Source organism: Thalassospira sp. Z349TD_5 (assembly GCF_056173045.1).
On record NZ_CM149654.1, the window covers coordinates 3,746,484 to 3,759,798 of the forward strand.

The 13,315-nt window shown below is 53.3% G+C and carries 9 protein-coding genes; 1 reads left to right on the forward strand and 8 read right to left on the reverse strand.

Annotated elements, in window-relative coordinates; all coding sequences use genetic code 11:
* Position 1 precedes the first annotated feature (1 nt).
* Both AC0VXT_RS17310 and AC0VXT_RS17315 read right to left on the reverse strand, forming a co-directional pair.
* Positions 2-2,866, reverse strand: coding sequence for a monovalent cation/H+ antiporter subunit A (locus AC0VXT_RS17310; RefSeq protein ID WP_475546420.1), 2,865 nt, complete (start codon positions 2,864-2,866; stop codon positions 2-4).
* A 179-nt stretch (positions 2,867-3,045) separates the two neighbouring features.
* A complete protein-coding gene (locus tag AC0VXT_RS17315; protein ID WP_475546421.1) occupies positions 3,046-4,254 on the reverse strand; it encodes an MFS transporter in 1,209 nt (402 codons plus the stop codon).
* Positions 4,255-4,390: 136 nt separating this feature from the next.
* Between AC0VXT_RS17315 and AC0VXT_RS17320 the strand changes: the two genes are divergently transcribed.
* Positions 4,391-5,656 carry a permease gene (locus AC0VXT_RS17320; protein ID WP_475546422.1) on the forward strand — a complete coding sequence of 422 codons (1,266 nt, stop codon included), beginning with the start codon at positions 4,391-4,393 and terminating at the stop codon, positions 5,654-5,656.
* A 93-nt stretch (positions 5,657-5,749) separates the two neighbouring features.
* On the opposite strand, the gene AC0VXT_RS17325 is transcribed toward AC0VXT_RS17320, so the two are convergent.
* The 6 genes from AC0VXT_RS17325 to AC0VXT_RS17350 form a co-directional block, all read right to left on the reverse strand.
* On the reverse strand, positions 5,750-6,979 hold the full coding sequence (locus AC0VXT_RS17325) for a phenylacetate--CoA ligase family protein (protein WP_475546423.1): 1,230 nt from the start codon (positions 6,977-6,979) through the stop codon (positions 5,750-5,752).
* A 46-nt stretch (positions 6,980-7,025) separates the two neighbouring features.
* Complete coding sequence (locus AC0VXT_RS17330; protein WP_033368604.1) at positions 7,026-7,808, reverse strand: ABC transporter ATP-binding protein; 783 nt, start codon at positions 7,806-7,808, stop codon at positions 7,026-7,028.
* A 154-nt stretch (positions 7,809-7,962) separates the two neighbouring features.
* A complete protein-coding gene (locus AC0VXT_RS17335; protein WP_475546424.1) occupies positions 7,963-9,207 on the reverse strand; it encodes an ABC transporter substrate-binding protein in 1,245 nt (414 codons plus the stop codon).
* Between the two features lie 110 nt (positions 9,208-9,317).
* Positions 9,318-10,391 (reverse strand): branched-chain amino acid ABC transporter permease, encoded by a 1,074-nt coding sequence (locus AC0VXT_RS17340; RefSeq protein WP_102783307.1) that lies wholly within the window; start codon positions 10,389-10,391, stop codon positions 9,318-9,320.
* Positions 10,392-10,409: 18 nt separating this feature from the next.
* A complete protein-coding gene (locus AC0VXT_RS17345) occupies positions 10,410-11,303 on the reverse strand; it encodes a branched-chain amino acid ABC transporter permease (RefSeq protein WP_022731041.1) in 894 nt (297 codons plus the stop codon).
* A 62-nt stretch (positions 11,304-11,365) separates the two neighbouring features.
* The gene (locus AC0VXT_RS17350) at positions 11,366-13,315 is read right to left on the reverse strand and encodes an AMP-binding protein (RefSeq protein WP_475546425.1); all 1,950 of its coding nucleotides are present in this window, start codon (positions 13,313-13,315) and stop codon (positions 11,366-11,368) included.

Here is a 13,315-nt window from a genome sequence, read left to right on the forward strand (position 1 = left end):
ATCAGGCCTCCTTCTCTGGCGTTGCTATCCGAACAGATGGATCGTGATCCATCGGATCAAGATTGACATCGACATGTTCTGCCATGCGTTCGACCTGTGACAGTTTGGCAAGAGCCAGCATTACCGCCCCAACCACCGTCAGGAACACACCAAGGTCAAAGCCCATGGCGGATGCCAGTTCAAATTCACCAACAATCGGCAGATGAACATGGACAAACCCACTGGTCAGGAACGGCAAGCCCGCGACCCATGCCGAAGCCCCGGTAATCGCTGCTGCAATAACCCCCAGACCAATCATGCCGTGGTAATTGACTTTCATGCGGTTCTGGGTCCAGCCAAAGCCTGAAGCCATATACTGCATGACCAAAGCGACCGATACGACCAACCCGGCAATAAAACCACCGCCCGGTTCGTTGTGACCGCGCAGGAAGATGTAAACACCCACCATCAGCGACAAGGGCAACATCACACGCGTCGCGACCACCATCATCATCGGATGGCGATCCGCCGACCGGCGATTACTGACGACCCAACTTGCCAGACGTTTAGCCGCTTCGCCCTGGGTCACGGTTTCGATCAAGGCAAAGATCGAAAGGGCCGCAATGCCCAGCACAATGATTTCACCAAAGGTATCAAACCCACGGAAGTTGACGAGGATGACGTTCACAACGTTCGTGCCGCCACCTTCGATCTTTGAGTTGGCCAGATGATAGGCCGAGATCGAGTTTGGCAGGTCACGCGTCATGATCGCCCATATCGCCCCGCCAATGCCAAGGCCAGCCGCAATCGAAACCACCCCGTCACGCAATTTGCGTCCCGGAAGGCTTTCCTTTGGCGTTTCCTTTGGCAGGATATTAAGGGCCAGCAACATCAGGATGACAGTCACCACCTCGACCGAGATTTGCGTCAAGGCAAGATCAGGTGCCGACAGATAGATAAAGCCAAGCGAGACAATCAGACCAATCACACCGACCAATAGCAAACTTAGAAGTCGATTATGATGCATCACCACCGCAGCAATACTGGTTACAACCAGCAAGACCCAGCCAATCGCCGCCGCAGGTGAAACATCCAGTAATTCCCGCGTGCCCGCAGTATGATCGGGCTCGGCATAAAATCCAGAAACCCCGATCGCAACGGACGCAACAATCATCACAGAAAGGTAACGCTGCAACGATCCATTGTGCAGATTGTCCGAGACAACCCGGCTTAAAGCGACAAGCTTGGCAATCGCACAATCAAACATCGCCTTGGCATCAGGCCGTGACAGGTTTGCTGTCGCCGAAATCAACGCCCCGTGGCGCATCAGCAACAGCGCACCAACAACAATCGCGATGACGCTCATGCCAAGGGCCGGTGTCAGCCCATGCCAAAGTGCCAGATGATATTCCGGCAGTTCCCCACCGATAACCGCACTCGACGTCGCAGCAACCAGCGGCCCGACAATCACCGCCGGGAACAGGCCAATCAAAACCACCAGAACCGTCAGCAATGCAGGCGGGCCCCACATGCCAAAGGGTGGATCATGTGGATGATGCGGCAAGTTCTCATCGCGTGGTTTGCCCAGCCAGACGTGGAAGATAAAGCGGAAGGAGTACGCCACCGAGAAGATTGCCCCAACGGTGGCCAGAAGCGGCACAACCCAGCCCTGATCCAGCCACATGGTGTGCCATGCTTCTTCGAGCATCATTTCCTTGGACAGGAACCCGTTAAGCGGAATAATCCCGGCCATTGATGCAGCAGAGATAATGCCAATCGTCCCAGCAATCGGCATCAGGTTGAGCAACCCGCCCAGACGACGAATATCACGGGTCCCGGTTTCATGGTCGATAATACCGGCCGTCATAAACAGGGCCGCCTTAAACGTTGCATGGTTGATGATGTGAAACACACCAGCCACAGCGGCGATCGGCGTTCCAAACCCAAGCAGCATGGTAATCAGACCAAGGTGGCTGACCGTCGAATAGGCCAGAAGTCCCTTAAGGTCGTGTTTGAAAATCGCAATCCATGCGCCAAGCACCATGGTCACAAGACCAGCCGTCGCAACGATATAGAACCATTCCGGCGTCCCCGACAAAACCGGCCACATGCGGGCCATCAGGAAGATACCGGCCTTGACCATGGTTGCCGAATGCAAATAGGCCGACACTGGTGTTGGCGCGGCCATCGCATGGGGCAGCCAGAAATGGAACGGGAATTGAGCCGACTTGGTAAAGCACCCCAGCAGGATCAAAACCAGTGCCGGAACATACATCGGGGACGCTTGAATTAAATTTGCGTTCTGGAGGATCACGGTCAAATCATAAGACCCGACAATATCGCCCAGGATCAACATCCCGGCAATCATCGCAAGCCCGCCTGCCCCAGTAACGGCCAGGGCCATACGCGCGCCCTGACGCCCTTCGGGCAGATGTTTCCAATACCCGATCAGCAAGAACGACGACAGCGACGTCAGTTCCCAGAAAACCAGCAACAGCAGGATATTGTCCGACAGAACAATCCCGACCATCGCCCCCTGGAACAACAACAGGAACGCATAGAAGCGCCCCATCGGATCGTCCTTGGACAGATAGAACCGCGCATAGATAATGATCAGCAACCCGATCCCGAGGATCAAGGTCGCAAACAGCAAGCCCAGCCCATCAAGGAAGAAGGTCACATTAAGACCCAGTTCCGGAAGCCAGCTATAACTGACCTGAAACACCTCGCCAGAAATCACGGCAGGTGCCTTTGCCATCAGCAAAATCAGGGCAAGCAGCGTGACAGAACCAGTCGCAGTCGCGCATGCGTTGCGCCCGGCCCTGATCATTATGGCGGGCAGTACCGCCCCAATGAAGGGAAGCAAAACAATGAGGGTGAGACTCATGAAAGACCCTTATTTTTGGAAGTCGCCGTATCGCCCCCAACGCGAGACAGCAAGAAAATCCCGCAGAAGGTAATATTTGTACAGAAAATGGTCAAGAAAACCCAACCCTTACCGTTTTTTACTTTCGGCCTGTCAAGTGATACCGATCACCAAAAAGTACAACCCTGGCGTCGAAATACTTAGCGTTTACCACCTGCAAGACGAATTGCCTCAGGCATCAGGCGCAAACGCACCATTGCAATCGTGCCCAAAACCGGCCCGATCGACAGCATGGCAAACGCCCCCCACCATCCAAAATGATCCGCGACAACCGGCACAAGATGGATCGACACAAGGGCTATGAGAAAACCAATCGCATTTTGTAAGGTCAGAGCCGTGCCAACCTGATGGGGATCGGCCAGTTCGATCACACAGGATGAGAACTGGGCAGAATCCGCAACCACTGAAATGCCCCAGATGATGCAAACGGCAAGCAGGATCGCAAAAGGCACGCCGCCGAAAGTCCCGACAACAAGCGCACATGCCCCACTGACGATCATTGCAGCAATGGTAACAGTGGTGCGTCCGATGCGGTCGGCGAAATACCCCCCGGCAAGGGATCCGAACGCACCAACCCCGACAATGGCAAAGGTTGACAAAGCCGACCACACACCGGGATTTTCAATCAAACGATCCGAAAAACTTCCATACAGGAACAAACCGATCCAGCCCCACATGGCATAAAGCTCCCACATGTGGCCGAAATAGCCATAACAGGCATGCCGCAGCGGTTTGTTGGCCCAGATTTGGCCGACCATACGCGGATCAAAGCGCGGTGATTTTCCGGGTGTCCCACCCAGTTGAACAAACAGAACCGCAATCCCCGCGACATAGGCCGACACACTGGCCGCAACAATCACCAGCTGCCAATCAAGCGGGACGGCCACGGAAAACAGATGCGGCAAGGCCGACCCCATGGTCAGCGCCCCAACCAAAAGACCGACCAGAAACCCGGTATCCCCACGCGCCCATGTCGCGACCATTTTCATGCCAATCGGGTAAATTCCAGCCATGCAGACACCGGTAACCAGACGCAGGACAATGACTATAACCCCGTCAACCGGAACCGTCAGGATCAGGATATTGGCCGTTGCGGCAATGATTGCCGATACGGCCCAGAACCGACGCGGTTCAATCCGGTCGGCCAGACCAAAAACCGCACTGGTAACCGTACCCAGAACAAAACCGAGCACAACCGAACTGGTAAAAAGGGACGACTGGACAGCACCAAGATCAAACTCTGCGCGCAACTGCGGCAGAACCGCCGTTGCCGAAAACCAAAGAGCAAGCGCCATCAACTGGCACACCGTAATCATTGAAACGGCAAAGCTTTTCCCCGTGCGTGCCATGCCTTCTCCGACCGATTTGTACGCGTTCGGGGCATAATACACGGAAGTCCAAAAATGACTATCTTGGAACTGTTTGGGGTTTCAACCGTTCAGAAATACTAGGAAATGCAACCTTGCAATAGAACCGGAGCGCCCCATGCCCCTCCTGGATCAATATGCAAACGGTGTCATCACCGCCATTGGCTTCTTCTGGAACGCATTATGGGCCTTTGTCCTTGGGTACGCCATTAGTGCCGCCATTCAGGTCTTCGTCCCCAAGAAACGCCTTACCCATCAGATGGGAGATGCAAATCTTCGAAGTGTGTCTCTTGCGGGCCTGTTTGGTGCGGTTTCAAGTTCGTGCTCATTCGCAGCCCTTTCCGCAGCTCGGTCGCTTTTTCAAAAAGGCGCGCATTTTATTGCCACCGTCGCATTCATGTTTGCATCAACCAATTTGGTGATTGAGCTTGGCGTTCTGATTTTCCTGTTTTTGGGCTGGGAATACCTTGCGGCCGAACTTGTCGGTGGCATTCTGATGATTGCCATCTCCGCCCTTTTGATCCGCTTGACGTACCCTGAGAAATTAATCAATGCGGCCAAAAAGCATGCCGACAATGCAAGCAATCAAGACGAAGAAGATTTTGACTGGAAAAAGCGCATTAAGTCACTCGATGGCTGGCAACAGGTTGGCACCCGGTTTGCCATGGAATGGCAGATGGTCTGGCGCGAAATCCTGATCGGTTTCACGATTGCGGGCTTTATTGCCGTATTCGTCCCAAATCAGGTTTGGCAAACATTGTTTATGGCCGAGGCTGCTTCGGGTGATCAGGCAAATATGCCGTTTCTGGTCGTTCTGGAAAACGCCCTGATTGCCCCATTTGTCGCTGCAGCCACCTTTATCGGATCCATGGGCAACATCCCGCTTGCAACTGTACTGAGTGCCGGGGGTGTTAGTTTTGCCGGTATTATGGGCTTTATATACTCTGACCTGATGGTACCACCGCTGGTGAAGGTGAACGCACGCTACTATGGCTGGAAAGCAGCGCTTTATATCGCGGCGATCATGTATGCCAGTATCGTCGTAACCGCCCTGACCCTGCATTATGCCTATGCCGTAATTGGCATCATTCCTGAAGGCAGTCGCGACATCGCAGAGGTTAGCGCCTTTGGCATCAACTACACCTTTTTCCTCAATATTGCGGCATTCGCCTTGGGCGGTTTGTTGCTGTGGTTAAGGTATCGCGACCAACATGCAGCGTCTGAGACATCAGACCATAATGATCATGAGCACGACCATCATTCGGGTCATCAGCATCACGACCACGGAACTTCATCCCTATGGTCCTTCAAAAACATCCTCATTTTGGCCGTCCTGATTGCACTGGCTGGCGGGTTGATCATTAAGGCCGCCTTGACCCTCTGAAACAAAAAAAAATGCCACTGGTCGAAACCGGGCGGCATCAAGGTTCCCGAGCGGGAATGAAATAATACTTTGATGAGTTAGTTAACTTACTTATTAAAGCGCTCTTTTATCATCGATGACCTTACCGTCATTGGGAAGGCTGCCGGTAGCAGCGCATTCAACGATCCCGCGCAGCTTGCACACGCTGGCAAGAGTTTCACCAATGGCATCGATGTGCCCGGGATCCGCGCCTTCGCACAACAGGGTCATGACGTCATTATCGCTTTCACGCGTCACAACAAGGCGCGCCTTGGTAATTGCGTCATGGCGTTTGATGATTTCGGCAATTTGCTGTGGGTGAACAAACATGCCTTTGACCTTGGTCGTTTGATCGGCACGGCCCATCCATCCCTTGATCCGGTCATTGGTGCGGCCACAACTGCTTTGCCCTGCTGCAATCGCCGACAGATCACCCGTCGCAAAGCGGATCAACGGATAGTCCATGTTAAGCGACGTCACGACAACTTCACCAACTTCACCCTCGACCACCGGATCGCCAGTGCCCGGACGGACGATTTCAAGAATGATATCTTCAGCAACGATCATGCCGTCCTTGGCGTCACTTTCGTACGCAATCAAACCAAGGTCTGCACTGGCGTAACATTGCAACATCGCGATTCCGCGATCGGCAAACCAGTCGCGTAACGTCTCGGGCAAGGCTTCGCCCGACACCAGTGCGCGCTTGATCGATGAGATGTCCGCCCCGAGTTCCTCAGCCTTTTCGATCAGGATTTTCAAAAACGACGGCGTGCCGCAATAGCCCGTCGGCTTCAAATCACTGATGGCCTTGACCTGAGCCTCGCTTTGTCCAACCCCGGCCGGGATCACAACACAACCACATGCGCGCGCACCACTGTCAAAGATGAAGCCACCCGGCGTCAGATGATAGGACAGGCAATTATGGACGATGTCGCCGGGGCGGAACCCAGCAGCAAAAAACGCACGCCCCATCCGCCACCAATCATCACCTTTGCCCTGTGGATCATAAATCGGCCCCGGGCTTTGGAACATACGCGCAAGCGCAGGAACCGGCGTCGCATTCAATCCGGCAAAAGGCGGTTCTTTCGCATGAGCGTCGATCAAATCGGACTTGCGCGTCACCGGCAGTGTCGCCAAAGCTTCACGATTGGTCACGCTTTGCGGATCAACATCCGCCAAAATGCGCCCAAACCCCGCAGACTGCGATTTCGCATGGTGAATGATCCGCGGCAACGCTGCCATCAACCCGACATCGCGATCAGCAGGTTTGCGCGTTTCTCTTCCGTCGTAAAAGGTCTTTAGCATTTTGCCCGTCTTTCATCCAATTTCGTCAACCATCATGATATGGTTGTTATAGCCAACGTTTGCGCCGTTTATATGACTTGATGTTCTTAAAGCTTTTGCGATCTTCCGACCCACCGCCAAGATAGAACTCCTTGACGTCCTCATTATTGAGAAGCTCGTCACGTGTGCCATCAAGGACCACCTTGCCGCTTTCCATGATATAGCCGTAATCGGCGACTTTCAGCGCAAAGTTGGCGTTCTGTTCAACGATCAGCATGGTAATGCCCTGATCGCGATTAATCTTTTCAATGATCCCGAACACTTCCTTGACCAGAAGCGGTGACAAACCCATCGATGGTTCATCAAGCAGAATCATTTTCGGCCGTGCCATCAAGGACCGGCCAATAGCCAGCATTTGCTGCTCACCACCCGAAAGATATCCGGCAAGACCAGTGCGTTCTCTCAGGCGTGGGAAGTAGTCAAAAACCATCTCGATGTCGTCTTTGACCCCCTTATCCTTGCGGGTATAGGCACCAAGACGCAGGTTTTCGATACAGGTCATATCTTCGATAATGCGACGGCCTTCCATCACCTGAAACAGGCCGGACCGCACGATATCTTCGGGATTGCCATTGGCGATCTGTTTTCCCATGAAATTGATATCGCCACGGGTCACTTCGCCGTCTTCGGTTTTCAGCAAGCCCGAGATCGCCTTAAGCGTCGTCGATTTCCCCGCTCCGTTTGGACCAAGAAGGGTAACAATTTTGCCTTGCGGAACCTCGAGAGATACCCCGCGCAGGACAAGGATCACCTCGTCATAAACAACTTCGATATTGTTGACCGACAGCATCGGTTCGGCATTTTCGATTTTACGGGCGGGCTCTGCCATGGTGTCCCCTTCGATCACATCCGTGTTTCGTTCCCATGTATCGGGGACGGAGCATAAAGCCCGTCCCCGATCACCACGGGAGACATTCGTCTTCAGGCCAACTCAGACGTAGGCCTTAGTAACCAAGCCAATCGTCACGACGCGGCAAGGTCACAGTGGTCAACTTCTCAACAGATGCTTCGCCACCTTTTGCCGAACCTTTATAGATATTGACGGTGTTAATGCCGCGATGGTCTTCGGCGGTCCAGGTTGCTTCCATGCAAACGCCTTCAAGACCTTTTGGCACCCACATCTCGCGGGCGTACATGCCTGCCTTGATGTTTTCACCGGTGATGCCACCATTTGCCTTTGCCCATTCCATGGCTTCTTTCATGTAATAAGCAGAGCAAATGCCACGGATGTAATGGTGGGTGCGGAATTCCTCGCCCGAGTTATCGGACATTTTCGAAATTTCGCGCACCAAATCCATCCCCGGAACACCTTCATCGCTCCAGAAACTGGTCATCGCCGGGAAGATGTAGTTATCAACATCCCCAATGGTTTTGAGCGTTTCGTAATCGCCTGCCCAGATATTGGCGAGCCATTTCGGGGTCGCGCCAACCGTGTCACAGGATTTCACCAGCGACACAACCGATGGGCCGAGGTTACCGAGATAGCCATAGTTGGTGCCGGCTTCCTTAAGCGTCAGGCACTGCGCTTTGAAATCGCCCGGCTTCATCGACACAACAATCGGTGCGGTAACTTCAAACCCAAGTTCGGTTGCATATTCAGCGCAAGCTTCTTTTGGTGCATTGGGATACGGATGGTTGTCCCCGATGTGCGAGAAGATCGGCTTGCCGCTGTTGCCCGATGACTTCCAGTCTTCGGCGGCCCACTGAGCCATTGCACGGCAGGCATCGGAATAGGATGCACCGTAGAAGAAGTTATAAGGTGCCGGTTTGGCTGTTTTCGGGTTCTTTGCCGTCGGGTCGGTCAAATGGCCGGAATAGGATGCGGAATAAACCGGCACCTTGTCCTTGGCAACAAAGCTGATCAGGGCTTCGGTATCACCCGTGCCCCAGCCTTGCATTGCAACCATGTCGTTACGTGAAAGCCATTTCTTATAGTTCGCAATCGCCTGCGGAACTTTATAAGCGTAATCAATAGATTCTGAATCTAAAACCGTCCCATCAATCCCGCCGTGGGTATTGATGTAGGACAGCGCGTCACGCACACCATCAGCATAAAACTTGCCGATAAAGCCGGTCGGGCCGGTAATATCCATCAAATGACCAACAAACACCATGTCGTCATCTGCCTTGGCTGCCGTCATTGACAAGCTGGTCGCAACCATCGCGGTTGCAGCAATCAATCGTTTCATCACGACGTCTCCCTTGGACGTTTTACTAAACAAAGTAGCCTCCCGGTCTTCACCGATTTTGATCCCGTTTCTTTTTTGGTTTTTAGCGAAACGGGCTTCGGCGGTATTTATCAGTACGAGAAGGGGTAAAGCTTCCAGTACGCCCTGATCTGTTGCCAGCGATGGGCAAGCCCATCCGGCTCAAAGATCAGGAAAAGGATGATGGCCAGACCGATCGCCATCTCCTTGATATAGGCCAGCCCGTCGGTCACATCCGTCGAACTTGCCCAGTCGAAAACACTTAAGGCGCTGACACCGCTTTCCATCACTTCGGGCAACAGCACCATAAAGACAGTGCCCATAAGCGTCCCCTTGACCGAGCCCAGACCACCGATAATGATCATGCCAAGGAACTGGATCGACAGCAGGATGGTGAAACCCTCGGCCGAGACAAAGCCAAGATAATGGCCATACATTGCCCCACCGACCCCGGCATAAAACGATGAAATCGCAAAACTCATCAGACGATATTTCGTCAGATTGATCCCCATGATTTCCGCTGACAGGTAATGGTCACGCACAGCAACAAACGCGCGGCCGTCACGGGTACGCATCAGATTTGTGCCCAAAAGATACATCACCACCAGAAAGAACAAACAGACATAGAAGAAGCTAAAATCATCATAGATTTCATAGCCAAACACATTCACCGGATTGGCCGCCGCCCCGTATGAGCCCCCGGTAAACCATTCCGCACGGGCAAAGAAATCTTCGAGAATGAACTGGGCGGCAAGGGTGGCAATCGCCAGATACAGCCCCTTGATCCGCGCAGCTGGAAGACCAAACAGCAAACCAACCGCCGCCGTCATCAAACCGGCCAGCGGGATCGACAGCAACACCGGAATGCCGGTGGTATTATTGATCCAGGCCGACGCAAACGCCCCAAAGCCAAAGAATGCCGCGTGCCCCAATGAAATCTGGCCAGTGAAGCCCACCAGAATGTTCAACCCTAATGCGGCAATCGCAAAATACGAAATCTGAATGAACAGGTTGACGTAATAGCCGTCCAGAACAAACGGGATCAGGGCCACGGCTATGATGCCAAGAATGGCGGCATTGCGCACAACAGTCGTATCAAAAATGCGGGTATCTTGCCGATATGTCGTTCGGAAATCACCGCAGGGACGCATCGAAAATCCAGCCATCGTTTCTTTCCTCGTCCCTTAGATACGTTCGATATCTTTGGTGCCAAACAGGCCATACGGCTTGATGCACAAAATTATGATCAGCACATAGAACGGTGCGATCGAGAACAGGTTGCCCCAATGCAGGTACTGCCCATCGACAAACTCGGCCGTGTTTTCAAGCAAGCCAATAATCACCCCGCCAACAATCGCGCCGACAATCGAATCAAGCCCGCCCAGAATGACCGCCGGGAACACCTTAATCCCGATCACCGACAATGCCGATGACACACCATTGACCATCCCGATCACGATCCCGGCAACCCCAGATACAAGGGCGGAAATCGCCCAGGACATGGCAAATACGGTTTTAACCGAAATCCCCAGACTTTGGGCGACCTGCTGATCAAAGGCGGTGGCGCGCATCGCAAGGCCAAGCTTGGAATATTTAAAGAACCAATAGAACCCGGCCATGATGAACAATGAGATCACAAAGCTCATGATATAGGCCGTCTCGATCTGCATCCCGAGCACGTTCAAAGAACGGGTTTCAAACACCTGCGGATAGGTCGCGGTGGTCGCCCCGAAAATCCATTTGGTCGCCGCCTGGAAAAAGATTGAAAGCCCAATGGTCACCATGATCACGGAAATGATCGGCTCGCCAATCATCGGGCGCAGCACAACCATCTGCAGGACAATGCCAAACACCATCATGAACAGCAGTGTAAACAGGAACCCCATCCAGAACGGCATGTGCATTTCGACAAGGAAGGCGTAACAAACCCACGCCCCGATCAAAAGGAACTCACCCTGGGCGAAATTGACGATCTGGGTCGATTTATAGATCAGCACAAAACACATGGCGACGACGCCATACAGTGTTCCGACGATCAACCCATTCAGCAAAAGCTGGAACAGAAGTTCGAAATTCATGTTGCCATCCCTGTAATGGCGGCCCCGGTGCCCTTGGCACGGAACCACAGTTTATTGGCGACCTATTCGGCCGCTTTCGGGGCCATCTGTGCGGCCTTGTTTTCATCAAGATCGACCACCCGGACACTCGTCTGGATGCGGGTTTTTGACCCGTCCTGGAAGGTGATCATGGTGTCAATATCAACCTTGTCATTTCCGGCATAAACCGCATCGATGATGTCGGCGTATTTCTCGGCAACCACACTGCGGCGCACCTTGCGGGTACGGGTCAGTTCACCGTCATCGGCATCAAGTTCCTTGTAAAGAAGTAAGAACCTTTTGATGCGCTGTGCTTCGGGCAAGGTTTCATTCACCTGATGCACTTCATCGACAATCATGTCGTAGACCTGCGGCTGGGCTGAAAGGTTGGTGTAGTTGGTAAAGGCAATGCCGCGCTGCTCGGCCCATTTGGCCATGATCGAATAGCGGATACAGATCATCGTCGACAGAAACGGCAGATCCTTGCCAAGAATTACTGCTTCGGCAATAAATGGCGAGAATTTCAGTTTGTTTTCAATAAACTGCGGCGAATAGCGTACCCCGGTCGAGGTTTCCGCCAGATCCTTCATCCGGTCGATCACCACAAGGTGCTTGTTGGCGTCCTTGAAGTATCCGGCATCCCCGGTATGCATCCAGCCATCCCTGACATCCTCGTCATAGGCCGCCTGATTTTTATAGTAGCTGGTGAACATGCCCGACGTCCGGGCAACGATTTCACCAACCCCGTTTTCATCGGTATTGATGACTTTGATTTCGGAATTGTCGAACGCAACGCCAACCGTATCAAAATCAATGTCACCGGGCTGATGAATGGTATAGGCGCCGCACAGCTCGGTCTGACCATAAAGCTGGCGCAGCGGAACACCCATCGCGTGGAAGAACTTGAAGGTTTCCGGCCCAATCGCCGCACCACCGGTGGCGGCTGAGCGCAAATTGGTAAAGCCCAACCGGTCTTTCAGCGCACTCATCAGGATGATGTCAGCCAGTTTGGAATGCCCACCGTTGTCCAAGGCGGTGCGCGCCAGCGCCATACCAACATCGTACATTTTCTGTTTGAACGGGGTTGAGTCCATCATGCGCGCCCGCACGTCGGCCGCAATGGTTTCCCAAACACGCGGCGCAAGCAGCACAAAGTTCGGACCAATCTCGCGCAGGTCTTCCATCATGGTTTCCTGCTCTTCGACGAAATTGACGATCTGACGGCTGATCAGCGACTGACCAACAACATAGACCTGCTCCATAATCCACGGCAGCGGCAAAACCGAAACATAATCATCCCCCGGATACTTCGGATCGGCTCGCAGATACGCCGCACAATGATCAAGGAAATCGCCGGAGTTCAACATCGCCATTTTCGGCTTGGACGTCGTACCAGATGTGGTGCAAAGGATCGCGCATTCATCACCGCGGGTATCGACAACCATTTTGTCATACAGACCGGGGTCTTTGGCTTCGAGCGCGCGCCCCATTTCATAGAGCTTTTCAACATCCAAAAGGCGCGGATCGTCATATTTGCGCATGCCGCGCGGGTCGCAATAGACAATATGGTCAACCGTTGGGATATCATCGCCAAGCTCGATCAGCTTGTCACATTGCTCTTCGTCTTCGGCAATCAGGATGCGCGCACCGGAATAGGTAATCAGGTAAGCGACTTCTTCATGCAGGCTGTCCTGATAAAGGCCGACCGACATGCCCCGTAACGCATGGGCCGAAATTTCAGCCCAGACCCATTCAGGCCGGTTTTCACCGATAATACCAACAACGTCGCCCTGCCCAATGCCAAGGGCACGCATGCCAAGCGCCATCCATTTGACGCGGTCGTTGTAGTCTTTCCAGGTGAATTCCTGCCAGATGCCGAATTCTTTTTCGCGCATGGCAACGTCGTTGCCCCAATTGCGCGCGTTATAGGCCAGCACCTTGGGGAACGTGTCCATCGCCTGGACATCTGCATAATCGGGAATATTGCTGCTCAT